This is a genomic window from Streptomyces sp. NPDC002328 (assembly GCF_042890065.1).
Classification (GTDB): domain Bacteria; phylum Actinomycetota; class Actinomycetes; order Streptomycetales; family Streptomycetaceae; genus Streptomyces.
The window spans coordinates 66,545-92,805 of sequence record NZ_JBIARQ010000024.1; the positions used below are offsets into that span (position 1 = coordinate 66,545).

Annotated in this window: 24 protein-coding genes; 11 read left to right on the forward strand and 13 right to left on the reverse strand. The window is 72.2% G+C overall.

The genetic code is table 11. From position 1 onward, the window contains the following. The first annotated feature begins 25 nt into the window (after positions 1 to 25). From ACFYX4_RS36480 to ACFYX4_RS36500, 5 genes are all read left to right on the forward strand, one after another. On the forward strand, positions 26 to 1,372 hold the full coding sequence (locus ACFYX4_RS36480) for an MFS transporter (protein ID WP_389343077.1): 1,347 nt from the start codon (positions 26 to 28) through the stop codon (positions 1,370 to 1,372). 25 nt (positions 1,373 to 1,397) lie between these two features. Then, entirely contained in the window at positions 1,398 to 2,156 is a 759-nt protein-coding gene (locus ACFYX4_RS36485) for an SDR family NAD(P)-dependent oxidoreductase (RefSeq protein WP_389343080.1), read from the forward strand. Positions 2,157 to 2,432: 276 nt separating this feature from the next. Beyond that, entirely contained in the window at positions 2,433 to 2,909 is a 477-nt protein-coding gene (locus ACFYX4_RS36490) for a recombinase family protein (RefSeq protein ID WP_389343083.1), read from the forward strand. A gap of 175 nt (positions 2,910 to 3,084) precedes the next feature. Further along, positions 3,085 to 3,285, forward strand: a complete 201-nt coding sequence (locus tag ACFYX4_RS36495; protein WP_389343086.1) for a hypothetical protein — start codon at positions 3,085 to 3,087, stop codon at positions 3,283 to 3,285. A gap of 394 nt (positions 3,286 to 3,679) precedes the next feature. After that, positions 3,680 to 4,369, forward strand: coding sequence for a CAP domain-containing protein (locus tag ACFYX4_RS36500; protein WP_389343089.1), 690 nt, complete (start codon positions 3,680 to 3,682; stop codon positions 4,367 to 4,369). A 106-nt stretch (positions 4,370 to 4,475) separates the two neighbouring features. On the opposite strand, the gene ACFYX4_RS36505 is transcribed toward ACFYX4_RS36500, so the two are convergent. From ACFYX4_RS36505 to ACFYX4_RS36520, 4 genes are read right to left on the reverse strand one after another with little or no spacing between them, the layout of a single operon-like run. Next, the gene (locus ACFYX4_RS36505; protein ID WP_389343092.1) at positions 4,476 to 5,714 is read right to left on the reverse strand and encodes a cytochrome P450; all 1,239 of its coding nucleotides are present in this window, start codon (positions 5,712 to 5,714) and stop codon (positions 4,476 to 4,478) included. After that, entirely contained in the window at positions 5,711 to 6,985 is a 1,275-nt protein-coding gene (locus ACFYX4_RS36510) for an amidohydrolase family protein (RefSeq protein ID WP_389343095.1), read from the reverse strand. The genes ACFYX4_RS36505 and ACFYX4_RS36510 overlap by 4 nt, the downstream gene beginning before the upstream one ends. Continuing rightward, entirely contained in the window at positions 6,982 to 7,869 is an 888-nt protein-coding gene (locus ACFYX4_RS36515; protein ID WP_389343098.1) for an NAD(P)-dependent oxidoreductase, read from the reverse strand. The genes ACFYX4_RS36510 and ACFYX4_RS36515 overlap by 4 nt, the downstream gene beginning before the upstream one ends. Beyond that, positions 7,866 to 8,204, reverse strand: a complete 339-nt coding sequence (locus ACFYX4_RS36520; protein WP_389343101.1) for an antibiotic biosynthesis monooxygenase family protein — start codon at positions 8,202 to 8,204, stop codon at positions 7,866 to 7,868. The genes ACFYX4_RS36515 and ACFYX4_RS36520 overlap by 4 nt, the downstream gene beginning before the upstream one ends. A 400-nt stretch (positions 8,205 to 8,604) precedes the next feature. Between ACFYX4_RS36520 and ACFYX4_RS36525 the strand changes: the two genes are divergently transcribed. Both ACFYX4_RS36525 and ACFYX4_RS36530 read left to right on the forward strand, forming a co-directional pair. Continuing rightward, complete coding sequence (locus ACFYX4_RS36525) at positions 8,605 to 9,486, forward strand: RNA polymerase sigma factor SigF (protein ID WP_389343104.1); 882 nt, start codon at positions 8,605 to 8,607, stop codon at positions 9,484 to 9,486. A gap of 125 nt (positions 9,487 to 9,611) precedes the next feature. Then, positions 9,612 to 10,778 (forward strand): amidinotransferase, encoded by a 1,167-nt coding sequence (locus ACFYX4_RS36530; RefSeq protein WP_389343107.1) that lies wholly within the window; start codon positions 9,612 to 9,614, stop codon positions 10,776 to 10,778. Between the two features lie 31 nt (positions 10,779 to 10,809). On the opposite strand, the gene pqqE is transcribed toward ACFYX4_RS36530, so the two are convergent. The 8 genes from pqqE to ACFYX4_RS36570 form a co-directional block, all read right to left on the reverse strand. Continuing rightward, entirely contained in the window at positions 10,810 to 11,970 is a 1,161-nt protein-coding gene (pqqE, locus tag ACFYX4_RS36535; RefSeq protein WP_389343110.1) for a pyrroloquinoline quinone biosynthesis protein PqqE, read from the reverse strand. Next, positions 11,967 to 12,266 (reverse strand): pyrroloquinoline quinone biosynthesis peptide chaperone PqqD, encoded by a 300-nt coding sequence (pqqD, locus tag ACFYX4_RS36540; protein WP_389343113.1) that lies wholly within the window; start codon positions 12,264 to 12,266, stop codon positions 11,967 to 11,969. Before pqqD ends, pqqE begins: the two co-directional genes overlap by 4 nt. Positions 12,267 to 12,310: 44 nt before the next feature. Beyond that, the gene (pqqC, locus tag ACFYX4_RS36545) at positions 12,311 to 13,069 is read right to left on the reverse strand and encodes a pyrroloquinoline-quinone synthase PqqC (protein ID WP_389343117.1); all 759 of its coding nucleotides are present in this window, start codon (positions 13,067 to 13,069) and stop codon (positions 12,311 to 12,313) included. Further along, complete coding sequence (gene pqqB, locus ACFYX4_RS36550; RefSeq protein ID WP_389343121.1) at positions 13,066 to 13,971, reverse strand: pyrroloquinoline quinone biosynthesis protein PqqB; 906 nt, start codon at positions 13,969 to 13,971, stop codon at positions 13,066 to 13,068. The genes pqqC and pqqB overlap by 4 nt, the downstream gene beginning before the upstream one ends. Before the next feature lie 9 nt (positions 13,972 to 13,980). Next, on the reverse strand, positions 13,981 to 14,133 hold the full coding sequence (gene pqqA, locus ACFYX4_RS36555; protein WP_389343125.1) for a pyrroloquinoline quinone precursor peptide PqqA: 153 nt from the start codon (positions 14,131 to 14,133) through the stop codon (positions 13,981 to 13,983). A 51-nt stretch (positions 14,134 to 14,184) separates the two neighbouring features. After that, entirely contained in the window at positions 14,185 to 15,318 is a 1,134-nt protein-coding gene (locus ACFYX4_RS36560) for a PQQ-dependent sugar dehydrogenase (protein WP_389343128.1), read from the reverse strand. Positions 15,319 to 15,446: 128 nt separating this feature from the next. Further along, positions 15,447 to 16,592, reverse strand: coding sequence for a PQQ-dependent sugar dehydrogenase (locus tag ACFYX4_RS36565; protein WP_389343131.1), 1,146 nt, complete (start codon positions 16,590 to 16,592; stop codon positions 15,447 to 15,449). A gap of 123 nt (positions 16,593 to 16,715) precedes the next feature. Then, complete coding sequence (locus ACFYX4_RS36570; protein ID WP_389343203.1) at positions 16,716 to 18,593, reverse strand: ABC transporter ATP-binding protein; 1,878 nt, start codon at positions 18,591 to 18,593, stop codon at positions 16,716 to 16,718. Between the two features lie 123 nt (positions 18,594 to 18,716). On the opposite strand from ACFYX4_RS36570, the gene ACFYX4_RS36575 reads away from it, so the two are divergent. Continuing rightward, complete coding sequence (locus ACFYX4_RS36575) at positions 18,717 to 19,670, forward strand: YbhN family protein (protein WP_389343134.1); 954 nt, start codon at positions 18,717 to 18,719, stop codon at positions 19,668 to 19,670. 197 nt (positions 19,671 to 19,867) lie between these two features. Beyond that, positions 19,868 to 20,965, forward strand: coding sequence for a mechanosensitive ion channel family protein (locus ACFYX4_RS36580; protein WP_389343137.1), 1,098 nt, complete (start codon positions 19,868 to 19,870; stop codon positions 20,963 to 20,965). A gap of 38 nt (positions 20,966 to 21,003) precedes the next feature. Here the strand turns inward: ACFYX4_RS36580 and ACFYX4_RS36585 are convergent, their stop codons facing one another. Further along, a complete protein-coding gene (locus ACFYX4_RS36585) occupies positions 21,004 to 22,575 on the reverse strand; it encodes a M1 family metallopeptidase (protein ID WP_389343140.1) in 1,572 nt (523 codons plus the stop codon). Between the two features lie 240 nt (positions 22,576 to 22,815). On the opposite strand from ACFYX4_RS36585, the gene ACFYX4_RS36590 reads away from it, so the two are divergent. Further along, positions 22,816 to 25,032, forward strand: coding sequence for an NADP-dependent isocitrate dehydrogenase (locus ACFYX4_RS36590; RefSeq protein WP_389343143.1), 2,217 nt, complete (start codon positions 22,816 to 22,818; stop codon positions 25,030 to 25,032). Positions 25,033 to 25,335: 303 nt separating this feature from the next. Beyond that, entirely contained in the window at positions 25,336 to 26,133 is a 798-nt protein-coding gene (locus tag ACFYX4_RS36595; RefSeq protein ID WP_389343145.1) for an N-formylglutamate amidohydrolase, read from the forward strand. Positions 26,134 to 26,261 lie beyond the last annotated feature (128 nt).

The following is a 26,261-nucleotide window of genomic DNA, read 5'->3' on the forward strand; positions in this document are numbered from 1 at the left end:
ATCGGTCAAATATCAGGAGGAAGGCATGACCGCCATGAGCGCTGGCCGCGTCGCCACTGTGCATCAGCGATGCGCCTTCGTCCTCCTCGGTGGCGTCCAGACCACGCTGATCTTCACGCTCGCTGCGCTCGCCATACCGCTGCCTCGCATAGGACGCGAATTCGATCTGGCGCGCACAGATTTGATCCTGCTCAGCGCTGCCTACGGACTGACCTTCGCCGGGCTGCTGCTCTTCGGCGGACGCCTCGCGGACCGCTATGGGGGTCGGCGTGCCCTCACCGCGGGCCTGGTCCTCTTCGCCGCCGCCTCGGCCGTGGTCCCGCTCGCCCCCGGCATTGGGATATTGCTCTTAGCGCGCTTTGCGCAGGGGGCGGGGGCGGCTCTGATCGCGCCCGCCGCCATGGCCGTGCTGCACGCCGTCTTCCCCTCCCCTCCCGCGTACGGCAGGGCGATGGCCACCTGGGGCGGCCTCTCGGTACTCGGCGCGACCGCGGGTAATCTGCTCTCCGGCGTCATCTCAGCGCTGCTGTCTTGGCGTTGGACCTTTGCCGTACCGCTCGTGGTGGCCCTCGCAGCCCTCGTCCTCACGCCCCGGCTGCTGCCGGACACCGCGCCGAGCCGGGGCAGGACTCTCGACCTGACGGGTGCTCTGCTCTCCACGGCCGGGATCACCCTCGCCAGTTACGGGCTCATCGTCACCGATACCCGCCCCTGGTCGTCGGTCGGCGTGCTCGTGCCGCTGCTCTGCGGGGCCGCGCTGCTGGCCGCGTTCTGGTACGCCGAGCGCCGCGCCCGCGACCCGCTGCTGCCGCCCGGCTTCCTGCTCGACCGGCGGCGGGTCCTCGCTCTCGCGGCGATCGCGCTCAGCGCTTGCGGAACCGCTATGGCCTTCGTGGTCCTCTCGCTCCAACTCCAGCAGGCGCGCGACTGGTCACAGTTGCAGACCTCGGCGGCGTTCGTACCGTTCGCTGTTGCGCTGATCGCCTCGGGTCGGGCGGCAGGACCGCTCATCGGCCGGTACGGGGCCCGAACCGTCACAGCGGCCGGGCTCGCCACCGGCGCGGCCGGGCTCGCCCTCCTCGCGCTCACCGGGATCGACGCACACAGCTCATACGGGTATGGCCTGCTGCCGGGCCTCGTGCTGCTGCCGGCCGGCACAGCGGCCTCCTTCGCGGGAGCCGCCGTGCTCGCCACCGAAGGCGTGCCGCAGCGGCAGACCGGGCTCGCGGGCGGCGTGCTGAACACCGCGATGGAACTCGGCCCGACCCTCCTGTTCGCGATCCTGCTCACGCTCGGCAGCGATGCCTCGTCCCTGGCCGCAACAGGGGCCGCTCTCGCCGCCGTCGCCCTTCTGAACCACCGCACCAAGTAATCCATCACTCAAGGGAGCCATCGCAATGAACCGCTTCACCGGCAAGACCGTCCTCGTCACCGGCGCAGGCTCCGGCCTCGGCCGCGCAATCGCGCTCGCCTTCGCCGCCGAGGGCGCATCCGTGGTTGCCGCGGGACGCACCGCGGCCTCCCTGGACGAGACGGTCGGTCTCATCGAGGCCACCGGCGGCACGGCCACCGCCGTCACCGCCGATGTCACCGAATCCAGCCAGCTTCAGAACCTCGTACGCGAGAGCGTCACCCGCTTGGGTGGACTGGACATCGCGGTCAACAACGCCGGAATACTCCGCGGCACTGTACCCGTCGGTGAGGTGAGCGAGGAGGACTGGGACGCGGTGCTGCGAACCAATGTCACCGGTGTCTGGCTGGCCATGAAGCACGAGATTGCGCACATGAAGGGAAACGGTGGCGGCGCCATCGTCAATATCTCCTCCACCCTGGGCGCACACCTGCGCATCCCGAACCTTGCTGCGTACATCACCTCAAAGGCAGCGGTCTCCGCGCTCACCCGCGCCGCCGCTCTCGACCACATCCACCAGGGGATCCGCATCAACGCGGTCAGCCCCGGCGCCTCCGCTGCTCCCATGTCGCTGCGGCCCGGCGAGACCGAGGCCGACCGTGCCGAGCGAGTGAAGACACAGAACCCGCTCGGCCGGGTCGCGGAAGCCGAAGAAGTAGCGGCCGCGGTGCTCTATCTCGCCTCACCCGCAGCCGGCGCGGTGGTCGGCACCGACCTGGTCATCGACAGTGGATCCTCGGCCTGACGGTTCGTAGGCTTCGGCGTCACCCTTCCCTCAGCAGCCTTCCCGGACCGGCCGGTCGGAAGCGGACGACGTCGAGCAGCACGCCTGTCCGAAGTGTGATGCGCAGCCCGGCTCGCCGTGCCGCTCGCGCGGCGGCGCGGTCGCCTCCGCGTACCACACCCGCCGCTTCACCATGGTGCCCCGGCTGAAGAAGGTGCTGCGGGTGCCAACCCCGGTTGGCCGCGGGCCGGGTCGGCCGGGGCGGCCGGGCACCCTGCCGCCAGGATCAGCACCCTGGTGCGGGTCCGCCCGAAGTTCGAGGAAGCCCTCCGTACGGCGCGGGAGGTCAAGGCGCACGCCCCACACTGCCGGGTCATCCTCACCGTCTACGAGATGAAGCGGCTCGGCCGCGACGCCGCCGAACTCACCACTCTGGCGGACCACCTCACCGCCCACGGCCTGGTGCTGGAGATGCTCGCCGGGCCGCTGCCCGGCATCTACGACCCCACCGGCACGGGGAAGCTGCTGTTCGCGTTCTTCGCGGCGATGGCGGAGACCGAGCGGGAGAACATCCGGGAGTCAACGCTGGAAGGGCTCGACACCGCGGCCCGCAAGGGCAAGCACGGCGGCCGGCCGCCGGTCATCACCGACGACATGCTCCACACCGTGCTCCGGCGCCGCGCGGGCGGCGAGTCCGTCGAGCAGTCCCAGCCCGACCTGATCATCCCCACCGGCAAGCGCAAGGGACAGAACCCCTCGGTGGCGAGCATCTGACGGGCGCTCGCCGAGCACGCCAAGCGCGAGGCGTACCCGGAAGCCGTCGAACAGGCCCGCGCCGACTTCGCCACCCTCACTGGCAACGAGGTTCCTGAACCTCGTACAGAGCCCAAGCCCCTGACGACACGCTGAGTTACTTGTCACTTCGCGGCAGCATCGGGAGAACAGGGCCGTGTACTGCGACCGGCTCGTCTTCCTCAAGAAGGGCCGGGTGGTCGCCGTCGGCAGTCCGCAGGACGTCCTCACCGAGAGCCTCGTCGCCGACGTGTACGGGGTGCGCGCCGCCGTCACCCGGACCGGCCCCGACGACCGGCCCCACATCCGCTTCCTGACTCCGGCCCCCCACCGAAATGGTTGCGGCGAGGAGGCGTGACATCCGTCACGCGGGCTTTCCCCGTCAACGCCGTCCGGTAGTACTCGACGGGTGGGCGACAAAGGGTGATCTGTTCTCCGGAAAGCAGACATACGGCGCGGAGCGCGCGGCGTGTCTTGCGCGGCTCGTCCGTTTCGCCCGTCGGCCGGGCATGCGGGGCTCCCTGGCGGGACGTCAGCTCCGGGCGTCGCGCGACGCCGCGGGGCAGCACACCGCCGCGACGGTTTCAAGGCGCGCGCGCATCTACGAAGCGAGATAGTAGGAACGCTCGTTGCCGGTCGCTCACTCGGGCTTAACAATGACGGCCCGAAAGGCGTCTCCGCAGGTCAGGGCCAGCGTCCGTGTTGGTCCTGACCGGTCGGGGGCGCAGTCGAGACGATCGAGCGAGGCCCGCATGAGGAAGCACCGCAGGCAGACGCGGCACCGGTACATAGCCATCGGTGCCGTCACCGTCGGGGCGCTGGCAGTACCGACCGCCGCCATGGCCTGTCTGAACGATCCGAGCGCCCAGGGCGCCGAGAAGCCCGGCCAGTGGAGGAACGCGGCGAACGCGTCCTCGCCCTGGCGATGGAAGGCCGGCGGGACCGACGCGCGGCCCCCGGCGTCGGCCGCCCCCACGGCCGCCGCGCCCAGCGCGCCCGCGGCCCCCGCCGCCCCCAGCGCTCCGGCCGCCGCGCCGAGCGCCTCCGGCGGGGCCGCCCCGGCGTCCGGCGCCGTGGCCCGCGTCGTGGCCCTGGTCAACTCCGAGCGCGGCAAGGCCGGATGCTCGCCGTTGACCGTGAACGCGAAGCTCACCAAGGCCGCCCAGGACCACAGCGCGGACATGGCGAGCCACCGGAACATGTCGCACACCGGCTCCGACGGCTCGGACCCGGGCACGCGCATCACCCGCGCCGGCTACACCTGGAGCACCTACGGCGAGAACGTCGCCTACGGGTACTCCACCCCGGAGCAGGTCATGGCGGGCTGGATGTCCAGCCCCGGCCACAAGCGCAACATCCTGAACTGCGCCTTCAAGGAGATCGGGGTCGGCCTCGCCCAGCCCGGCAACTACTGGACGCAGGACTTCGGCACGGCCCGCTGACCGCGAGGGCCGCGAGGTCCGAGGCCCACGGGTCCGCGAGGACGCGAACGGGGCGCGGAAGCCGTACGCCGGCTTCCGCGCCCCGCCGTTCGAGCGCCTGCCCCGCCTAGCCGGCGGGGTCGAGCACCACCGGCAGCTCCGCGAGGCCGCGGAAGGCCGGGAACGGGACCTCCATCCAGCGCGGCCCGGCCGCCGGGTCGGCCAGGGCGATCCGCGGGAACCGGTCGAACAGACGGGTGAGGGCGAGTTCCGTCTCCAGCCGGGCCAGCGGGGCGCCCAGGCAGTAGTGGCTGCCGTGCCCGAAGCCCAGGTGGGCGTTGCCCTCCCGGGTCACGTCGAACGCGTCCGGGTTCTCGAACCTCAGCGGATCGCGGTTGGCCGAGCTGAGCGCGATCTGCACCAGGGCGCCCTTCGGGATCCGCGTCCCGGCGTACTCCACGTCCTCGGTGGCGTAGCGGAACGTCGCGCTCTCCACGGAGCCGTCGTAGCGCAGCAGTTCCTCGATCGCCGGGCCGATCAGCTCCGGGTCGTCGCGCACGGCGCGCAGTTGCGCGGGCTGGGACAGGAGGTGGTGGACGGCGTTGCCGATGAGGTAGGCGGTCGTCTTGTGACCGGCGAACATCAGCAGGAACGCCGTGGAGACCAGCTCGGTCTCGGTGAGCCCGCCGTCGCCGTCGGTGTCGCGCACCTCGATGAGCGCGCTCAGCAGATCGTCGCCGGGGCGGGTCCGCTTGGCCGCGACGATCTCGGTGAAGAACGCGTGCAGGTCCTCCTCCGCCTTCTGCTGGGCCCGCTTGGACTCCGGGTCGAAGCCGGTCTGTGCCACCGTGGTGGACAGCCGCTGCATCCGTGACCGCTCCCGCGGCGGCACGCCCAGCAGTTCGCAGATCACGACGATCGGCAGCGGGAACGCGTACGCGGGCAGCAGGTCGAAGGGCTCGCGGGCCGGGCAGGAGTCGAGGAGTTGCTCGACGATGCCCTCGACGCGCGGGCGCAGCGACTCCACCCGGCGGGGGGTGAACGCGGAGTTGACGAGCCGGCGCAGCCGGGTGTGCTTCGGCGGGTCGGCGTTGAGCATGTTGTCGTCCAGCGCCAGGGACGAGTCGCCGAAGATCCTCCGGTACGCGTCCATGGCCCCGTACATGTCCTTGCTCAGCCTCGGGTCCGACAGGGCGGCCCGCGCGTCCTCGTACCGGGTGATCAGGTACGTCTCGTTGCCGTGCGGCGGTCTCATCGGGCAGACCGGCGCCTCTTCCCGCAGCCGGGCGTAGACCGCGTGCGGGTCGCGCCGGTACTCGGGCGTGCAGCGCTCGGCCGCGGCGACTGCTTCCTCGGTGGTGGTCACGGACGGCTCCTCAGGTCGAAGAGGGCCTCCGCGTTGCCGCCGAGGATGAGCTGCTGGGACGCCTTGTCGACGGGCAGTTTCTCGATCATGCGGACGAAATCCTCCAGTGGCGCCGCCATCGGCGGCGAGTCGGTGCCGAACAGCATCCGCTCGGGCCCCAGCACCTCGGCATTGAGCCCGAGATGGGCGGCGCTGAACGGACTCGTGTCGACGTACATGCGCCGCAGCGCGGCGACAGGATCGACCGAGGGCACGGGGCCGCCGGCGGGCATGCACGCCGGAAACCTCCCGGGGCCGCCCTGGAGCGAGGTCCCCGCCGGGTCCCCTGACCGGCCGTCGGCCGGCGCGCCCGCCCGGGGCCCGCTCCCTGCCCGACCCCTGCTCGGCGCAGCCGCCGGTCCTCGCGCCGAGTCCCTCGCGGGGTCCCCTGCGTGATGGTCCGTCGGTGCTCCCGGCCGGCCGTTCGCCGGCGTTTCCGCCGGGTCGCCTGCGCGGTGGTCCGCCGGCGCTCCCGCCCGGCCCCGCGCCCGGGCCTCCGGCGAGGCGGCCGGGGGGGGGGGGGGGGGGGGGGCGGGCGCCGCCGCGCCGGGGGGGGGGGGGGGGGCGCGGGGGGGGGGCGCGGGGGCTGTCTGGAGGCGTTCGGGGAGCAGCGCCATCGCGCCGCCGCCCGTCGCGCCGATCAGGCGGAGTTCGGGGTATTTGTCCAGCCATCCCGCGAAGGCGATCATGGCCATGCCGACCGTGAGGTCGCCGAACCTGCCGATCTGCTCGACGAAGCCGATCTCGTCGACCCGTTCCGTGCCGACCGGTTCGGCCGGCGCGTGCACCAGGACCGGCACTCCCGCCTCCGCGGCCAGCGCGAAGAAGGAGTCGGCGCGCGGGGAGCCGAGCAGCTCCCCGTGCACGCTGGAGGTGGTGATCAGGCCGACGAAGGCGGGATCCGCCAGGGTCTCCCGCACCCCTTCGAGGTGGTCGTCGTCCCCGAACGGGTTGGCGTACACGTAACCGCGCAGCTGGTCGGGGAACTCGCGGATCAGGCCCGACATCCAGGCGTGGAACGCGCGCAGCCGGTCACGCGGTTGCGCGTAGTTGTCCACGCCCGGGACCCGCGCCATCGCGCCGGCCCCGACGGGGCTGCCGATGATCGTCAGGTCGATGCCGGCCTGGGCGCGGGCGGCGAGCATGCCGTCCACGTCGGTCAGGCTGGGGGGCATCGGGAAGCGTTCGGCCGCCTCCGGTGGGGAGAGATGCCCGTGGATGTCGATGATCATGTGTCGTTTCCCGGGTTCGGTGTGAGCGCGCGGGCGACCGCGGCGCAGTCCTCGTCGCCCAGTCCCTGCTCGGTGGCGCGGACGTGGGTCTCGGCCGCGGCGGCGGCGAGAGGGAGGGTCAGGCCGGCCGCCGCCGCCTGCTTGGAAGCGAGCATGAGGTCCTTGGCCATCAGCCGCAGCCGGAAGTCCGGCTCGTCGAAGGTGTTCGAGGCCAGCCGCCGGGACTTGAACGCCATGACCGGGGAGGCGAACCCGCTGCCCGCGATGGTCTTGAGGACCTGGTGACGGTCCAGTCCGCAGGCGGTCGCCAGCGCCGTCGCCTCGGCCATGGCCTGCACCTCAACCCCCATGAGGAGGTTGAGGAGCAGTTTCATCCGCATGCCGGACCCGAGTGCGCCCAGATGGACGACCTCCTTGCCCAGCGTCTCCAGCAGCGGCCGGCCGGCCTCGAACACCTTCTTGTCGCCGCCGACGAACAGCCGCAGCTCCCCGTCGCGGGCGTGGTCGCGGTTGCCGAGCATGCCGACGTCCAGGACCGAGGCGATGTCCCCGGCGATCTGCTCGACCTCCTCGGGGGCGACGGTGCTGGCGCAGATCAGGGTGCCCGGGTAGGGGCCCCTGGACAGCACGCCGTTCGGGCCGCGCAGCACGTCGCCGAGCGCTTCGCCGTCGGCGACGCTGCAGATGGCGGTGGCCGTCTTCTCGACGGCCTCGGCCGGGTGGGCGGCCACGAAGGCGCCCACCCGGGCGAGCGGCTCGGCGCGCTCCGCGGTACGGTTCCACACCCGGACCGGGATGCCCTGGTCCAGCAGACGGGCGGCCAGGCCGGCGCCCATGGTGCCGAGTCCGATGACGGCGACGGGGCCGTTGCTCACGGGGGTCATGACGCCACCCCCGCGGTCTCCTTGACGACCCGGAACCGCAGCGACTGCGTCGAGTCGACCCACTGGCGCAGCGGGGCCACCAGCGCGCGGTGCTCCTCGCTCTGCTGCCAGGCGAAGAAGTGCTCGGGCGTCTCCCACTCGCTGGTGATGACCCACTGACGGGAGTCGTCCACGGGTTCGCCCAGCTTCTCGACGATGTGGCCGGGGGTGCGGGCGACGGACTTCCGGATCTGCTCGTACAGCTCCAGGAACCCCTGCTCGCCTCCCTCGATCACGCGGACCGTGTACACGACGGACAGCTTCTCGGCCGTACGGCCGTTCTGCTCGGTGCCCATGTCTCCTCCTGATGGTGAGATCCGGCAGGACACGACTCCTACGCACTCATGGGCCCCGGGCGGACGCAACTCCGAATGGGGGACGCGCCAAGCCCCACAAGGGGCCTCACGCTGCGTTGTTGGCCTGTTCGGGTGAGCGACGCGAGGTTCCGTTTCACGCTCGTGGGGCTCGGACGGACCTTCCGCGGGAGCGCGGTCGGACGTACCGTGGGAGCACCTTCGGACGCGCGGCGGGGGCGCGTCGGAGGCACGGCGGAGGCGCGCCGGAGGCACGGCGGCCGAATTCGTTCACGAAGTTCCGGAATTCGTGGGCGTACTCGGCGTGAGGCCGGGTAGGCGCGCTTTCGTCGCCCCACGGCGACGGAGCACGGCCGAACGGACGCAGCGGGAGGGAACGGACATGACGATGGTCCAGGCAACGGAGACGAGCGTCGTTCGGAGCGCCGGCGCGCCGTCGCGGGAGGCCGCCCTGGGCGCGCCGCTGCCGGAGGTCGCCGAGCCGACGAAGGTCGCGCCGAAGGACGCGCGCGAGCTGACGAAGCTGTTCCTCCAGCGGCTGGCGGTGCTGGAGGAGGGCACGCGCGAGTACCAGGACGCGCGCAACACGCTGATCGAGATGAACATGTCCCTGGTGCGCTACGCAGCGGGCCGCTTCCGCGGCCGGGGCGCGGACACCATGGAGGACATCGTCCAGGTCGGCATGATCGGCCTGATCAAGGCGATCGACCGGTTCGAGCTCACCCGTGAGGTGGAGTTCACCTCCTTCGCCATCCCCTACATCGTCGGCGAGATCAAGCGCTTCTTCCGCGACACCTCCTGGGCCGTGCACGTGCCCCGCCGGCTTCAGGAGGCCCGGGTCGAACTGGCCCGCGCCACCGAGGAGCTGAGCTCGCGCCTGGGCCGTACGCCCACCGTCGCCGAGCTGTCGCAGCTGATGAACCTCTCCGAGGACGAGGTCGTCGAGGCCCGCCTGGCCGCCAACGGCTACAACTCCTCCTCCCTGGACGCGGCCATCGGCGGCGACGCCGACGGCGAGACGGTCCTCGCGGACTTCATCGGCGCCGACGACGCGGCGATAGGGCTGGTGGAGGACTTCCACGCGCTGGCCCCGATGATCGCCGAGCTCGACGAGCGCGACCGGCTGATCATCCACATGCGGTTCGTGGAGGAGCGCACCCAGGCCCAGATCGGCGAGCACCTCGGCATCTCCCAGATGCACGTCTCGCGGCTGCTCTCCCGCACGCTGGCCCGGCTCCGCGCGGGCATGCTCACCACCGACTGACCGCCGGCCGCTCGACCGCGCGTCCGCCCGGGCGGACGCCGGGATGTCGTGCGCTGGGTATGGCGCGCCGCCGCCTGGTGCATATAGTGGGATTTCGACTTCCGCGAGCGAAACGGCGGTTGAGCATGGCGGCAGCGCAGAGGCCCGGCCTTCCGACGGTGGTGCCACACGACGACGCCCCTGCGCCGCCCGTGGAGCGCGCCGCCGCGCCCCTCGTCTCCCCGGTCAACTCGCACAACGAGTGGGACCCCCTGGAGGAGATCGTCGTCGGCCGGCTCGACGGGGCGACGATCCCCTCCAGCCATGCGGTCGTGGCCTGCAACATCCCGCCCTGGGCGGCGCGGTTGCAGGGGCTCGTCGCCGGGTTCAAGTACCCGAGGGCGCTGATCGAGCGGGCGCAGCGGGAGCTGGACGAGTTCATCGCCCTCCTGGAGTCCCTCGACGTCACGGTGCGGCGTCCGGACGCGATCGACCACCGGCGGGGCTTCGGCACCCCCGACTGGTCCTCGCGCGGTTTCTGCAACACCTGCCCGCGCGACAGCATGCTGGTGATCGGCGACGAGATCATCGAGACGCCGATGGCCTGGCCGTGCCGGTACTTCGAGACCCACTCCTACCGGCCGCTCCTCAAGGACTACTTCCGGCGCGGCGCGCGCTGGACCGCGGCGCCCAAGCCGCAGCTCACCGACGAGCTCTTCGACCCGGACTTCCGCATCCCCCGGCCGGGTGAACCGATGCGGTACATCCTCACCGAGTTCGAGCCGGTGTTCGACGCGGCGGACTTCGTGCGGGCGGGACGGGATCTGTTCGTCACCCGCAGCAATGTCACCAACCGGATGGGCGTCGACTGGCTGCGCCGCCATCTCGGGTCCGGCTACCGCGTCCACGAGATCCGCAGCCGCTGCCGCACCCCCATGCACATCGACACCACGTTCGTACTGCTCGCGCCGGGCAAGGTGCTGGTCAACCCGGAGTACGTCGACGTCGACCAGTTGCCCGACGTGCTGAGCTCCTGGGACGTGCTGGTCGCGCCCGAGCCCGACCCGATCGACGACCGGCTGCTCAAGATCACCTCGATGTGCGGCAAGTGGCTCAGCATGAACGTGCTGATGGTCGACGAGAAGCGGGTGATCGCGGAGCGCCACCACACCGGCATGCTGCGCGCGCTCGAACGGTGGGGGTTCGAGCCGATCCCGTGCGACCTGCTGCACTACGCGCCGTTCGGCGGCTCGTTCCACTGCGCGACGCTCGACATCCGGCGCCGCGGGACGCTCCAGTCGTACTGCGACTGACCGGCGGCCCGCGCCGAGGATCGACCGGCCGTCACCGCGCGCCCACCTCGCCGGGCCTGCGGTAGACGTACGGCGGCGACTCCCCTCCGGTCCCGGCGTCGGCTCCGGCTCCGGTGTCCGCTTCGGCGAGGGCGCGGACGAGGTGGTGGTCCGGGGAGAGCGCGCACGCCGGGTCGGTGCGGGCGGCGTCGCCGGTGAGGGCGTACGCCTGGCAGCGGCAGCCGCCGAAGTCCTCCTCGCGGCGCGGGCAGCCGCCGCAGGGGCCGGTCATCCAGGCCGTGCCGCGGAAGCGGCCGAAGGCCGGCGAGTGGTCCCAGATCCAGTCGAGCGGGTGGTCGCGGACGTTGGGCGGGTCCAGGTCCGGCAGCGAGGCGGCGGCCGGACAGGGCAGCGCGGTGCCGTCGGGGGCGACGGTGAGCGAGACGGCCCCCCATCCGCCCATGCAGGGCTTGGCGACGCCGTCGAAGTAGTCGGGGACGACCCACACCAGGTCGATCCGGCCGGCGAGCCGCTCCCGTCGGCGCTCCACCGTCTCCCGGGCGCGGGCCAGTTGGTCGCGGGTGGGCATGAGCGCGGCCCGGTTGAGCAGACCCCAGCCGTAGAACTGGGCGTTGGCCAGCTCGACGCGGTCCACGCCCCAGGCCTCGCCCAGGTCGATGAGCGCGTCCACGGCGTCGAGGTTGTCGCGGTGCAGGACCACGTTGAGGCCGAGGGGGAGCCCGGCCCGGCGGACGAGGGCCGCGGCCCGCTCCTTGGCGGCGAAGGAGGACGGGCGTCCGGCGACGCGGTCGTTGGCGGCGGCGTCCGCGTGCTGGACGGACAGCTGGACGCTGCGCAGCCCCGCCTCCCGCAGCGCGGTCAGCCGCCGCTCGTCCAGTCCGACGCCGCTGGTGACGAGCTGGGTGTAGATCCCGGCGCCCTCGGCGGCGGCGACGATCCCTTCGAGATCGGCACGCAACAGCGGTTCACCGCCGGAGAGATGGGTGTTGACGACCCCCATCGCGGCGGCCTGCCGCAGCACGTCACCCCACTGCGCCTCACTCAACTCCCGTGACCGGCGCTCCAGTTCGAGGGGGTTGGAGCAGTAGGGGCAGTGCAGGGGGCAGGCGTGGGTGAGCTCGGCCAGCAGGGCCCAGGGGCGGGGCGGGGAGAGGGGGGCGGCGGCTGCGGCGGGGGCCGCGGGGTCGGTCATCCGAGCCAGCCCTCCCGGCGGAGGCGGGTGAGGAAGGCGGGGACCTCGGTGGCCACCGGGGCGGACGGGTGGTCGGCGGCCAGCTCGTCGATGATCGCGCGGACCGTGCGGACGCCGTCGCACAGGGCGACGATCCGGCCCGCGTGTCCTTCGAGGACGACGACGCGTTCGGGCATGACCAGCAGGTCGGCGTCGCGCACCGGGTCGTGGCGGAGCATCAGGGCGGGCGCGAGGGCGGGACGCCAGGCGCCTTCGAGGGCCGTCGTCGTCGCCCCTCCCGCCGGTGTCGCCGACACCTCTCCACCCGCTGTGGCCGACACCCCTCCGCCCGGTGTCGACGTCACCCTTCCTCCCGGTCGCGCGGCTCCGGGCGGCCGTCGCGGGCGGGGCCTTCCCCGGCCTGCTGCACGGCGTCGAGGAGCACCCACAGCACCTCGCACTTGAAGGTCAGCGCGGCCACCGCCCGTTCCTGCTCCTCGCGGGTGCGGGCCCACTGGAGGACGAGGGCGAGCGCCTCGCCGCTGTCGCGCCGGCCCTGGTCGACGCGGGTGCGGAAGTAGTCGAGCCCGGCCGCCTCGATCCAGGCGTAGTGGCGTTCGAAGGCGTCGATGCGGCGGCGCATCAGATCGGGTGCGGTCAGCTCGGTGAGCGAGGCGGCGACGGCCTCCAACGGGGGACGCAGCCGGCAGAAGTTGACGTAACCCTCGACCGCGAGCCGGACGCCCGGCAGGACGGAGTCCCCCGCCAGCAGGGCGGCGCGGTCCAGGCCGGCCGCCTCGCCGAGCCGCAGCCAGCGCTCGATGCCGCCCTCGCCGTGCGTGCGCCCGTCGTGGTCCTCGATGCGCCGCAGCCACATGCGCCGCAGCTCCGGAGAGTCGAACTTGGCGATGATCAGCGCGTCCTTGACGGGGATGTGCCGCTGGTAGTGGAAGCGGTTGGCGATCCAGCGGCGCACCTCCGCCGGGCTGAGGTCGCCCTCGTGCATCCGGACGTTGAAGGGATGCCGGTCGTGGTACCGCTCCTGGCCCACCGCGCGCAGGCGGGCCTCGAACTCGGCGGGGCTCCAGGGCTCGGTCAGCGGGGCGAGTGCCGTGGTCACAGCTCGATCACCATCTCGTCGTCGGCCACCTCGATGCCCAGCCGGGCGAGCCGCTTGTGCTGGGCCGCGGCGGGGTCGACGAGGGGGTTCGTGTTGTTGAGGTGCGTGTAGAGGCGGCGGGCGGGGAGCGTGGCGAGGATGCGGGCGGTGCCGTCCGGGCCGTCGATGGGCAGATGCCCCATGCCGGTGGCGGTGCGGGAGGAGATGCCGGTGCGGCGCGGTTCCTCCTCGTCCCAGAAGGTGCCGTCGACGATGACGCAGTCGGCCTCGGCGGCGACCCGGTGCAGCGTGTCGGACCACTCGGCCACGGCGGGCGCGTACAGCGCCGACTTGCCGGTGGCCGGGTCGTACAGGCGCAGGGCGACCACCCAGGCGTCGTCCTCGGGAGCGTCGGCGGCGTAGCGGGGGCGCTTCGTCGAGACGGGGACGGCGCTGATCCGCAAACCGGAACCGGGGCCGCCGCCGGGCAGGGTCCGCGTACCGTGGCGGGGCAGGTCCTGCCAGGTCAGCCGGGTGTAGGGGCGCAGTACGTCGCCGAGGCGCAGCCGTTCCTCAAGTGCCCGGTGGACCGGCGGCGTGGCGTGGATCTCCAGGCCGTCCGCCTCGCGCAGCCTGGCGATGCCGAGGGTGTGGTCGAGTTCGGCGTCGGTGAGGACGACTCCGGCGACCGGCGTCTGCCGGGGGCCGGGCCCGGGGTGGAGCGCGGGGTGGGCCTCGATCTGGTCGCCGATGTCGGGCGTGGCGTTGACGAGGTACCAGCGGCCCTCGCCCGTGCGGACGGCGAGCGAGGCGTGACGGCGTCGCCGCTCGGGATGCGCGCGTGCCCCGGAGCATCCGGGGCACGCGCAGTTCCACTGCGGGATGCCGCCGCCGGCCGCGGTGCCGAGCACGTGCAGCAGCACGGCGGCGGACTAGCGGGCGGAGAGCGAGTAGGCGGTGACCTCCAGCGCGGTGTCGACGACCGTGTAGCCGGGCGTCCGCCAGCCGCTGCGGTCGGTCTGCTCCGCGGGGGCGGCGGCCGGTCGCTCCGTCTGCTCGATGGCGTGGGTCACGGTGTGGGTCATGGCGTGTGCCGTCCTTTCAGGGAGGGGGCGCGCCCTTCGGGAGAAGGGGCGTCACCCGGTGGTGACTTCGAGGATGAGGTCCTTGTCCTCGCCGCGGTCGCTGGTGCCGAGCCAGAGCTCGTCGGCGCCGGGGACCTTGGCGAGCGCCCGCAGCCGGCCGTACTGACCGTCGTAGAACGACTTCGCGGTGCCGACGTTCTTGCCGGTGCCGTCGATGGGCAGCGCCCACAGCCGCTGACCGCGCAGCGTGGAGACGTACAACACGTCGCCGCTGACGGCGAGTTGGGCGGGCACTCCGCCCTGAGCGGGGTGCCAGACCTTCTTGGGGTTGGTCATCCCGGCGGTCGAACAGGAGCCCTCGCAGGTGGGCCAGCCGTAGTTCTTGCCGGGCTCGATCAGGTTGAGCTCGTCCGCGGTGGACTCGCCGATCTCGGTCTCCCACAACCGGCCCCGGGAGTCCCAGGCGAGGCCCTGGGGGTTGCGGTGGCCGTAGCTGTACACGCGGGTGCCGAACGGGTTGCCGGGGGCCGCGTCCCCCGACCTGGTGAGGCGCAGGATCTTCCCGTTGAGCGAGTTCTTGTCCTGGGCGAGCTTGGACTGGTAGGCCTCGCCGACGGTGACGTACAGGTAGCCGTCGGGGCCGAACGCGATCCGGCCGCCGTTGTGGTCGCCGCCCCGGGTGATGCCGCCGAGCACGACGGTGTAGTCGCTGAGCGAGACGCCGTCGAAGCGCATCTTGACGACCCTGAGGTCCTGGGCGGCCGTGTGGACGAAGAAGACGTCCTGGTCGGTGACGCCGTCCCAGGTCGGCGAGGGGGCCACGCCCAGCAGCCCGCCGCTGCCGGAGAGCGGTGTGGGCGAGGGGACGACGGTGTGCGGCACCGTGCCCGCCTTCTTCTTGGTGCCGTCACGGTGCTGCACCCACACGGCGGCGGTGCGGCGCTCGGTGACCAGCGCCTTCTTCCCGTCGGGCAGGAAGGAGATCGCCCAGGGCAGCGTCCACTGGTCGGAGAGGACGGTGACGCCCGTCGGGGCGCGCTCGCCGGCCCCGGGGGCCGCGGGGGCCGCCGTCGAGGACGTCGGCTGGAGGACGCAGACGCCGAGAAGGCCGGCGGCGACGGCGGTGGCCGCGGCTCTGCCCGCGCGGGCGGCCCGGGGCGGTGCCGAATGCGCCAAGCGAGTCATTCTGATGCCTTTCCAGTCGTGCGGATCGACGAATGGCACTCGTGGTGCCGCGGCTTTCTGACGCACCCTCGAAAAAGATAAGAGGAAAGCGGCGAAAAGCATGGCAATGACGCGTGCGGGGATTTTCCTCACTTCACGGTGATTTTGAGGAGGAGGTCCTTCTCGGCGCCCCGGTCGCTGGTGCCCAGCCAGAGTTCGTCGGCGCCGGGGACCTTGACGAGCGCCCGCAGCCGGCCGTACTCGCCGTCGTAGTACGACTTAGCCGTGCCGACGTTCTGGCCGGCGGCGTCGATCGGCAGCCGCCACAGGCGACGGCCGCGCAGCGTCGAGGCGTAGATGACGTCGTCGACGACCGCGATCTGGGCGGGCACCCCGCCCTCGCCGGGCTTCCAGACCTTCTTCGGGTTCGTCGTCCCCTCGACGGAGCACGCTCCCTCGCACATGGGCCAGCCGTAGTTCGCGCCCGGGGTGACGAGGTTGAGCTCGTCCCAGGTGGTGTGGCCGATCTCGGTCTCCCACAGCCGGCCCCGGGAGTCCCAGGCGAGGCCCTGCGGATTGCGGTGGCCGTAGCTGTACACGCGGGTGCCGAAGGGGTTTCCGGGGGCCGCCGCGCCGCTCTTCGTGATGCGCAGGATCTTCCCGTTGAGCGATTCCTTGTCCTGGGCCAGTTTCCCCTGGAAGGCGTCGCCGGTGGTGACGTACAGATGTCCGTCGGGCCCGAAGGCGATGTTCCCGCCGTTGTGCTGGGTGTCCCTGACGATGCCGGTGAGGATCGGTGCGTAGCCGCTCAGGGACGTCCCGTCGAAGTCCATTCTGACGACACGGTTGTCGGCGGCGGTGGTCTCCATGAAGAACACGGCCCGGTCCGTGACGCCGTTCCAGGTCGGCGACACGGCGACGCCGAGCAGCCCGCCCTTGTCCTGCGTCTCCAGGCTCCACACGGAGTGCGGCACCGTGCCGACGTGCTTTCTGGATCCGTCGAGCGCGGACCGCCAGACCTCGCCGGTGTTGCGTTCGGTCACCAGCGCCGACTTCCCGTCCGGCAGGAAGGAGATCCCCCAGGGCGTCGTCCACCGCTCCGACAGCCGGCTGACGCCGGAGGGCGCTCCGGCCCCGTCGAGAAGGCCGGCCCCGCGGTCCGCCGTCCGCGGGGCGGAATGCGCCGCGGCGGCCGACGCCGGGAGCAGTCCCGCGGCGACGAGAGCCGCGCCGGCGGCGGCCATGGCCCATCGCGCGCGGACCCGGTGCAGCGCCGACTGCGACAAACCTGCCATTATGGTGCCTTCCTGACGGATGGGACGCTCCTGCTAGGAGTATCGAACGCCGCTTTCCGGACGGGCCAGCCGAACTGGCCCATCCTGCTGACGCCCCGTCCGTGCCGGGCATCTGAAAGGCGTTCAGCGAGTGCCGACCGGCGTCTCGCCCCGGACGAACTGGGTTCGGTACAGCTCGGCGTAACGGCCGTCCGCCGCGAGGAGTTGGTCATGGGTGCCGCGTTCCACGACGCGGCCGGACTCGACGACGAGGATCAGGTCGGCCGAGCGGACCGTGGAGAGGCGGTGGGCGATGATCAGGGCGGTGCGGTCCTTCAGCGCCTCGGTGAGGGCCTCCTGGACGGCCGCCTCGGAGGTGTTGTCGAGGTGGGCGGTGGCCTCGTCGAGGATGACGACGCGTTGACGGGCCAGCAGCAGCCGGGCGATGGTCATGCGCTGGCGTTCGCCGCCGGACAGGCGGTAGCCGCGTTCGCCGACGACGGTGTCGAGGCCGTCGGGCAGGGAGCGGACGAGGTCGTCGAGGCGGGCGCGGCGCAGCGCGTCCCAGAGGGCGCTCTCGTCGGCCTCGGGGGCGGCGAGGAGCAGGTTGGCGCGGACGGTGTCGTGGAAGAGGTGGCCGTCCTGGGTGACCATGCCGACGGTGGCCCGCAGGGACCGCGCGCTCAGGTCGCGGACGTCGACCCCGCCGACGCGGACGGCGCCGGAGTCGACGTCGTAGAGGCGCGGCAGGAGTTGGGCGAGGGTCGACTTGCCCGCGCCGGAGGTGCCGACGAGGGCGACCGTCCGGCCGGGTTCGGCGCGGAAGGAGACGCCGTGGAGGACCTCCGCGCCGCCGCGGGCGTCGAGGGCGGCGACCTCCTCCAGGGAGGCGAGGGAGACCTTGTCGGCGGCCGGGTAGCCGAAGCGGACGTCGTCGAACTCGACGGCGACCGGTCCTTCGGGGACGTCCCGGGCGTCCGGCCGCTCCTCGATCAGCGGTTTCAGGTCGAGCACCTCGAAGACGCGCTCGAAGCTGACCAGGGCGCTCATCACCTCGACCCGGGCTCCGGCGAGCGCGGTGAGCGGGGCGTACAGGCGGGTCAGGAGCAGCGCGAGGGCGACGACGGCGCCGGGGTCGAGGGAGCCGTCGAGGGCGAGCCGGCCGCCGAGGCCGTAGACGAGGGCGAGGGCCAGGGCGGAGACGAGGGTGAGGGAGGTGATGAACACGGACTGGGCGGTGGCGGTGCGCACGCCGATGTCGCGGACGCGGGCGGCGCGGGCGGCGAACTCCGCCGACTCCTGCCCGGGGCGGCCGAACAGCTTCACGAGGGTCGCGCCGGGCGCGGAGAACCGCTCGGTCATCCGGGTGCTCATCGCCGCGTTCAGGGTGGCCGCCTCGTGCTGCATCGCGGCCATGCGCCGGCCCATCCGCCGGGCGGGCAGCACGAACACCGGCAGCAGGACCAGCGCGAGCAGGGTGACCTGCCAGGACAGGGCGAGCATGACGGCGAGGGCGACGACCAGGGTGACCAGGTTGCTGACGACTCCGGACAGGGTGTTGCTGAAGGCGCGCTGGGCGCCGATCACGTCGTTGTTGAGTCGGGAGACGAGCGCGCCCGTACGAGTACGTGTGAAGAACGCGACCGGCATCCGCTGCACATGATCGAACACGGCTGTGCGCAGATCCAGGATGAGTCCCTCCCCCAGCGTCGCCGAGAGCCTCCTGCCCAGGACGCCGAGCGCCGCCTCCAGCACCGCGATCAGCGCGATGAGCAGGGCCAGCCGGACGACGGCGCCGGCGTCGCCGTGCGAGACGATCGTGTCGACGACCCGCCCGGCCAGTACGGGGGTGGCGACGGCGAGCAGCGCGGTCACCACTCCGAGGACGACGAAGCGGGCGATACGGCGGCGGTGCGGGCGGGCGAACTCGCCTATGCGGCGCAGCGTTCGCGGATCGAAGGGCCGGCGTTCGTGGCGGGCGTTCATGACGCTGTACAACTGCGTCCAGGCGGTGGTCTCCATGCTCATGCGACCGAACGTAGAGCCTCAAGCATTGTTGAGGTCAAGATGACGATGTCTGCTCCCCTGCCGCCGTCCACGCTGCGGCAACCCGTCGTTGAGGTGGCGCGGAAAGCCTCTCCGGGTGTGACAGCGGTACAAGTCCCCCGGGGACGCCTCAAGGTGCGTCAGATCCTGTGCCTGCTTCCCTTCGTCCTCGTCGGGGTCGTCGCGGTGCGGCACCGGTCGGTGCTCGCCGACGGGCTCGGCCACCTGCGGACGGCCGAGTGGCCGTGGCTGCTCGCCGCGGTCGGGTCGACCTGTCTGACCTGGGTCGCGGCGGCGTTCACCCGGCAGGGCGCGATCGTGGCGCGGCTGCCCCGGCTGCGGCTGCTGGCCACGCAGTTCGCGGCGGGCGCCGCCAACCACCTGCTGCCGACGGGCCTCGGCGCGAGCGCGGTCAACCTGCGGTTCATGGCGGTGTGCGGGGTGCCGCTGGCCCGTTCGTCGGCGGCGCTCGCGCTGTACGGGCTGGCGCAGACCGTGGCGCGGACGGCGCTGCTGGTCGCGCTGTTCCTCGCCTTCCCCGGGGCGCTGCGGCTCGGCGCGCTGCTGCCGGACGGCGCGCTCGGCCCGCTGCTGGCCGCGCTCGGCGGCGTCGCGGTCCTCGCCGCGGGTGTCCTGCTGTGCGTCCGCCGGCTGCGGTCGGCGGTGTGCGCGTTCCTGCGCACCGCGCTGGCCGAGGCCCGCTCGGTGCACTCGCGTCCGGTCCGGGCGCTGGCGCTGTGGGGCGGCGCCCTCGCGTTCCCGTTGCTCCAGGGGGCCGGACTGGTCGCGGTGGGGCGGGCGTTGGGCCTGCCGGTGCCGCCGGCGCACATGCTGGTCGCGTATCTGGCGGCCTCGGCGGCGGTCGCGCTGGTGCCCACCCCGGGCGGGATCGGCTCCATGGACGCGGCGCTGGTCGTGGCGCTGGTGGCGGCGGGCGGCCCGATGGCGGTCGCCACGGCCGTGGTCCTCGCCTTCCGCATCATCACCGTCTGGCTGCCGCTGGTGCCGGGGACGCTGACGCTGGGCGCGCTGGTGCGGCTGAAGGTGATCTAGGGCGTGTCGTTCGGGTCACGTCGGGGTTCCGGGGTGTGCGAACTGCCGTTCCGGATACGGCAGGATGAGCTGTCGCGCCGGTTCACGGACGGGCGCGATCGCACTTCCCGGAATCGAACAGGTGATGACGTGACGAGACTTCACATCCGCTCGTGGGCGGCCCCGTCGGCTGCGGACCGTGTTCCCGGAGGGGGCCGGTGAACCGCGCGCTGACCGTGCACGACCTCGTCCTGGCCGGTATCGCCCTGGTGACCGGTCTGCTGGTGGCCTTCCTGTCGCGGACGATGCTGCGCTGGCTGGCCAAGCACGCCAAGCGCACCCGCTGGAGCGGCGACGACGTCATCGTGGACGCGCTGCGCTCGGTGGTGCCCTGGTCCGCGATCGTGGGCGGCTCGGCCGCCGCCGCGGCGGTGCTGCCGCTGACGAAGGCGGTCCAGCACACCGTCAACCAGTGCCTGACGGTGCTGCTGATCTTCGTGGTGACGCTGTCGGCGGCGCGGGCGGTCGCGGGGCTGGTCCAGTCGGTGACCTCCGCGCGCTCCGGCGTCGCCGGGTCGGCCACGATCTTCGTGAACATCACCCGGGTGCTGGTGCTGGCGATCGGCTTCCTGGTGGCCCTCCAGAGCCTCGGCATCTCCATAGCGCCGATGCTGACCGCCCTCGGCGTCGGCGGTCTCGCGGTCGCGCTGGCCCTCCAGGACACCCTGGCCAACCTCTTCGCGGGCATTCACATCCTCGCGTCGAAGACCGTCCAGCGCGGCGACTACATCCGGCTGAGCAGCGGCGAGGAGGGATACGTCGAGGACATCAACTGGCGTCAGACGACGATCCGCGCGCTCTCCAACAACCTGGTCGTGATCCCCAACGGGGAGCTGGCCAAGTCGAACATGACCAACTTCATGCGTCCCGAGCAGCAGTTGACGATCATGGTGCAGGCGGGCGTCGCCTACGACAGCGACCTGGAGCACGTGGAGGCGGTGACCACGGAGGTCGTCACCGAGGTGATGACCGAGATCACCGGCGCGGTCCCGGACCACGAGCCGGCCGTGCGCTTCCACACCTTCGGCGACTCGCGGATCGGGTTCACCGTGATCCTGGGCGTGGGCGAGTTCAGCGACCAGTACCGGATCAAGCACGAGTTCATCAAGCGCCTGCACCGCCGCTACCGCGAGGAGGGCATCCGCATCCCGGCCCCCACGCGGACCGTCGCGCTCCAGCAGGGCTCGGTGGCGATCCCGCAGCAGCGCACGCCCGACACCGTCGTGCAGGGCGGGACCGCCGCCCTGCACGATTGAGGCCCGGCTTCACGCCGGAGCACTGGCTCGGCCGCGTGTCAGAGCGTGGCCGAGTTGTCGTGGTAGCCCGCCCCGGTGCGGGCGTTCGGCCGGACGAGGGACTGGGTCACCGGGGTGACCGTCCAGTCCGGGTGGCCGGGCATGCGCGGGGTCGTCGTCCCGTAGAGCCATTCGCGCAGGAAGCCGGTCAGGTCCTGGCCGGAGACGTGGGAGGCGACGGCGATGTAGTCCTCGGTGGACGCGTGGCCGTCGCGGTGGCGGGCGAGGAAGGCGCGCTCGACGGCGTGGAAGGCGTCCTCGCCGATGTGCTGCCGCAGCGCGTAGAGGACGAGGACGCCGCCCAGGTAGCGCTGGCTGTCGAAGAGGTTGGCCTCGTTCGGCGCGGCGACCGGGCCGGAGGTGCGGCGCCACTGGTCGCCGCGGGCGTAGGTGTCCTTCATCCGGGCCTCGAAGCTGGTCAGGCCCAGGGAGTCGGCCCAGCCCCGCTCGTAGCGGTACAGCAGCCCGTAGAAGTCGGCGTGGCCCTCGTTGAGCCACAGGTCGGCCCAGGTGGCGGGGCTGACGCTGTTGCCGAAGTAGGAGTGGACCAGCTCGTGCATCATGTGCGAGCCGATCTTCTTCTCCTCCTGGAGGAGGTAGTTCGGCTTGTAGAGGGTGAGGGTCTGGGTCTCCAGGCCCGTGAAGTCGAAGGCCTTCGGGTCGTCGGTGTTGCAGGGCAGCAGCCCGTACGTCTCGAAGGGGTACGCGCCGAGCCGGGCCTCGATCCACTCGACGAGGTTCGGGGTGAGCGCGAGGGCCGGCTCGAGGGCCTCGGCGCGGGCGACGGGGACGACGTCCCGCAGCGGCAGCCCGTGCGGTCCCTGGCGCTCCTTGACGACGTAGTCGCCGACCGTGATCTGCACCAGCTCGGTGGCGATCGGGGAGCCGGAGCGGTATGTGTACGCGGTCCGCTCGCCGCTCAGGCGCTCGGTGCGGACGAGCCGGCCGGTCGCGACGCCGCGCAGGCTGTCGGGGACGGTGAGCCGGAAGGTGAAGTCGGCCTTGTCCGAGGGGTGGTCGTTGCAGGGGAAGACGGTGTGCGCGGAGTTCGGCTGGGGGCACACCGCGAAGCCGTCCGGGGTGGGCACCCAGGCGGTGTGCGCGAGGGTGCGGCGCGGGTCGGCGGTGTAGGCGACGCAGACCGTGGTCCGGCAGTCCGCGGGCAGCGGGCGCGCGGGCGTGATCCGCAGCTTCTCGTCCACCGCCTCGTACGTCGCGGTGCGGCCTCCCACGTGCACCGAGCGTATGTCGAGGCCGAGGGCGTCGAGGGAGAGCCGGGAGAGGGGCTGGGTGGTGCGGATCTCGATGGTGGCCGTGGCGTCGACGAGCTTGGTCGCGGCGTCGTATGCCAGGTCGAGGCGGTAGGCGGAGACGCGGTAGCCGTCGTTGCCGAGGCTCGGGAAGACGGGGTCGCCGAGGGTCTCGGGGCCGGGGGCGCTGTTCGCGGCGGCGGACGGGCGGCGTCCGGCGGAGGCCTCGGGGGCCGCTTGCGCCGCCGGGGCCGCGGTCAGGGCCGTGGCGGCGCCGAACAGGGCTACGGCGGGAGCGGTCACTCGGGTGCGATATCTCATGGTGTTTTCCGGTCTGCTTTCGCTGGACGGCCGGTCGGTCGGTTCCGGCCGTCGGGAGGTCGAGGGGTTCGGATCGAAGATCTACCTGCTTGACTGCGAAAACAGACGGTGTGGTTGCCCGAAACGTATGACGGGCGGTCGGAACGCCGTGAGACAGGTGTGCGGACCCCTGTCGAGTCCGAGGCCATCAAGAGATATCTTGATGTCGAGCAATGTTGCAGACGTGGAGCGGAGCACCCGGTGACTGACTCGACCATCATTTACACGCACACTGACGAGGCCCCGGCCCTGGCGACGTATTCCTTCCTGCCGGTGGTCCAGGCGTACGCCGGGAAGGCCGGTGTCGCCGTGGAGACCCGGGACATCTCGCTGGCCGGGCGCATCATCGCCGTGTTCCCGGAGTACCTCACCGAGGACCAGCGCATCCCGGACGCGCTGGCCGAGCTGGGCGAGCTGGCCAAGACGCCCGAGGCCAACATCATCAAGCTGCCGAACATCTCGGCGTCGATCCCGCAGCTCAAGGCCGCCGTCGCCGAGCTGAAGGCCCAGGGCTACGCGCTGCCGGACTACCCGGACGAGCCGAAGACCGACGAGGAGCGCGAGATCCGCGCCCGCTACGACAAGATCAAGGGTTCCGCAGTGAACCCGGTCCTGCGCGAGGGCAACTCCGACCGCCGCGCGCCCGCGTCGGTCAAGAACTACGCCAAGAGCCACCCGCACCGCATGGGCGCCTGGACCTCCGAGTCCAAGACGAACGTCGCCACCATGGGCGTGGACGACTTCCGCTCCACCGAGAAGTCCGTGGTGATCCCCGCGGACGGCGCCCTGCGCATCGAGCTCAAGGGCGACGACGGCTCCACCACCGTGCTGCGCGAGTCCGTACCCGTCCTGGCCGGCGAGGTCGTCGACGCCTCCGTGATGCGCGTCGCCGCGCTGCGCGAGTTCCTGACCGCGCAGGTCGCCAAGGCCAAGGCGGAGGGCGTGCTGTTCTCCGTGCACCTGAAGGCCACGATGATGAAGGTCTCCGACCCGATCGTCTTCGGTCACGTGGTGCGCGCCTTCTTCCCGAAGACGTTCGCGCAGTACGGCGCGGCGCTCGCCAAGGCCGGTCTCACCCCGAACGACGGCCTCGGCGGCATCTTCAAGGGCCTGGAGGCCCTGCCCGAGGGCGCCGAGATCAAGGCCTCCTTCGACGCCGAGCTCGCCGAGGGCCCGGAGCTCGCGATGGTCGACTCGGACAAGGGCATCACCAACCTGCACGTCCCGTCGGACGTCATCGTCGACGCCTCCATGCCGGCGATGATCCGCACCTCCGGCCACATGTGGGGCCCCGACGGCCAGGAGGCCGACACCCTCGCGGTGCTCCCGGACTCCTCCTACGCCGGCGTCTACCAGGTCGTCGTCGACGACTGCCGCGCCAACGGCGCCTACGACCCGTCGACGATGGGCTCGGTCCCGAACGTCGGTCTGATGGCGCAGAAGGCCGAGGAGTACGGCAGCCACGACAAGACCTTCGAGATCCCGGTCACGGGCACGGTCCGGCTGGTCGACGCCTCCGGCGAGGCGATCATCGAGCAGGCCGTCTCGGCCGGCGACATCTTCCGCGCCTGCCAGACCAAGGACGCCCCGATCAAGGACTGGGTGAAGCTGGCCGTCACCCGCGCCCGCGCCACCGGCGACCCGGCGGTGTTCTGGCTGGACGCCACCCGCGCCCACGACGCCAACCTGATCGCCAAGATCGAGCGGTACCTGCCGGAGCACGACACCGAGGGCCTGGACATCAAGATCCTCTCCCCGGTCGAGGCGACCAAGCTGTCCGTGGAGCGCATCCGCCGCGGCGAGAACACCATCTCCGTCACCGGCAACGTGCTGCGCGACTACCTGACCGACCTGTTCCCGATCCTGGAGCTGGGCACCAGCGCCAAGATGCTGTCGGTCGTCCCGCTGATGGCGGGCGGCGGCCTCTTCGAGACGGGCGCCGGCGGCTCCGCCCCGAAGCACGTGCAGCAGCTGGTCAGGGAGAACTACCTGCGCTGGGACTCGCTGGGCGAGTTCTTCGCGCTGGTCCCGTCCCTGGAGCAGTACGCCAAGCTCACCGGCAACGGCCGCGCGCAGGTCCTCGCCGACACCCTCGACCGCGCCACGGCGACCTTCCTCAACGAGGACAAGTCCCCGACCCGTCGCGTCGGCGGCATCGACAACCGCGGCAGCCACTTCTACCTGTCCCTGTACTGGGCGCAGGAGCTGGCGGCGCAGACCGACGACGCGGACCTGGCCAAGGCCTTCGCCCCGCTCGCCGAGACGCTCACCGCGAACGAGCAGCGCATCGTCGACGAGCTGAACGCGGTCCAGGGCGAGTCGGCCGAGATCGGCGGCTACTACCAGCCCGACCCGGCCAAGGCCGCGAAGGTGATGCGCCCGTCGACGACGTGGAACGAGGCTCTGGCCTCGCTCTGATCCGGCATGGGTGGGGGGGCCGACACCGCTGACGCCGCTGACACCGCCGGCACCGCCTCGGCGGTGGTGAGCTGAGCCGGGTCCTACCGCCCCGTCCGCCCCCGATCGTCCCGTCCGCCCCGACCGGCACATCGCCGGCCGGGGCGGAGGTGCGTCCGGGGGCGGCAGCCTCGTCCGGGGGCGGCAGCCTCCCACCACCCGCAACGGTGCGACACCGCACCCTGATTGCGACACCGCGCCTCGATTGCGACATCACGCCTCGACCAGGCGGTGTGCCGCCGACTCACCTCCCAGGAGCCCCGCATGACCCCTGCCGCCCCCTCCTTCTCCCTTCTCCCCGGTGCGGCCGGCTCGCCCGTGATCCTGCATGTGCCGCATTCCGCGCGGGAGGTGCCGGCGGCGGTGCGTGGGGGGATCTCGCTCGACGAGGCGGCGTTGGAGCGGGAGTTGGATCACATCACCGACTCGCACACCGCCGAGATCGCGGTGCGGGCGGCGGAGGCGGCCGGGGTGGCGCCCTGGCGGTTCGTCAACCGGCTGTCGCGGCTGGTCGTGGATCCGGAGCGGTTCCCGGACGAGCGGGAGGAGATGCTGGCGGTGGGGATGGGCGCGGTGTACACGCGGACCACGCACGGCGAGGCGGTGCGGCCCGAGGACACCGACCCCGAGCCGCTTCTCGCCCGGTACTTCCGGCCGTATGCGCGGGCGATGGCCGAGGCGGTGGCGGAGCGGCTGGCCGTCGCCGGGCGGGCCGTGATCATCGACGTGCACTCGTACCCGACCGAGCGGCTGCCCTACGAGCTGCACGGCGAGGGGCCCCGGCCGCCGGTGTGCCTGGGCACCGACTCCTTCCACACCCCGCCCGAGCTGCTGGCCGCCGCGCGCGAGGCGTTCGCGCCCCTGGGGGAGACCGGGCTCGACAGCCCGTTCAGCGGGACGTACGTCCCCCTGGAGTACTACGGGTCGGAGCCCCGGGTGTCCGCGCTGATGGTGGAGATCCGGCGCGACACGTACATGACCGAGCCGGGCGGCCCCGCGGGGCCCGGTCTGTCCCGGCTCGCCTCGGCGCTGGCGGAGTTGGTCGACGCCGTCTCCGCCTGAGGCAGGTCCCGGACGGCGGGGAAGCGGCTCGGGCGGAGAGGTGGCTCGGGCGGGGAGATGGCTCAGGCGCGGAGGCGGCTCGGGCGGGGAAATGACTCGGGCGGGGAGGCGGCTCGGGCAGGGAGATG

What these genes read in the sequence shown, in the direction of transcription:
- ACFYX4_RS36480 (WP_389343077.1), top strand. Translation starts at nt 26, where the DNA reads ATGACCGCCATGAGCGCTGGCCGCGTCGCCACTGTGCATCAGCGATGC.
- ACFYX4_RS36510 (WP_389343095.1), bottom strand. Translation starts at nt 6,985, where the DNA reads ATGATCATCGACATCCACGGGCATCTCTCCCCACCGGAGGCGGCCGAA.
- ACFYX4_RS36595 (WP_389343145.1), top strand. Translation starts at nt 25,336, where the DNA reads ATGACCCCTGCCGCCCCCTCCTTCTCCCTTCTCCCCGGTGCGGCCGGC.
- ACFYX4_RS36500 (WP_389343089.1), top strand. Translation starts at nt 3,680, where the DNA reads ATGAGGAAGCACCGCAGGCAGACGCGGCACCGGTACATAGCCATCGGT.
- ACFYX4_RS36585 (WP_389343140.1), bottom strand. Translation starts at nt 22,575, where the DNA reads ATGAGATATCGCACCCGAGTGACCGCTCCCGCCGTAGCCCTGTTCGGC.
- ACFYX4_RS36525 (WP_389343104.1), top strand. Translation starts at nt 8,605, where the DNA reads ATGACGATGGTCCAGGCAACGGAGACGAGCGTCGTTCGGAGCGCCGGC.
- ACFYX4_RS36560 (WP_389343128.1), bottom strand. Translation starts at nt 15,318, where the DNA reads ATGACTCGCTTGGCGCATTCGGCACCGCCCCGGGCCGCCCGCGCGGGC.
- ACFYX4_RS36530 (WP_389343107.1), top strand. Translation starts at nt 9,612, where the DNA reads ATGGCGGCAGCGCAGAGGCCCGGCCTTCCGACGGTGGTGCCACACGAC.
- ACFYX4_RS36520 (WP_389343101.1), bottom strand. Translation starts at nt 8,204, where the DNA reads ATGGGCACCGAGCAGAACGGCCGTACGGCCGAGAAGCTGTCCGTCGTG.
- pqqE (WP_389343110.1), bottom strand. Translation starts at nt 11,970, where the DNA reads ATGACCGACCCCGCGGCCCCCGCCGCAGCCGCCGCCCCCCTCTCCCCG.
- ACFYX4_RS36565 (WP_389343131.1), bottom strand. Translation starts at nt 16,592, where the DNA reads ATGGCAGGTTTGTCGCAGTCGGCGCTGCACCGGGTCCGCGCGCGATGG.
- pqqA (WP_389343125.1), bottom strand. Translation starts at nt 14,133, where the DNA reads ATGACCCACACCGTGACCCACGCCATCGAGCAGACGGAGCGACCGGCC.
- ACFYX4_RS36570 (WP_389343203.1), bottom strand. Translation starts at nt 18,593, where the DNA reads ATGGAGACCACCGCCTGGACGCAGTTGTACAGCGTCATGAACGCCCGC.
- ACFYX4_RS36515 (WP_389343098.1), bottom strand. Translation starts at nt 7,869, where the DNA reads ATGACCCCCGTGAGCAACGGCCCCGTCGCCGTCATCGGACTCGGCACC.
- ACFYX4_RS36485 (WP_389343080.1), top strand. Translation starts at nt 1,398, where the DNA reads ATGAACCGCTTCACCGGCAAGACCGTCCTCGTCACCGGCGCAGGCTCC.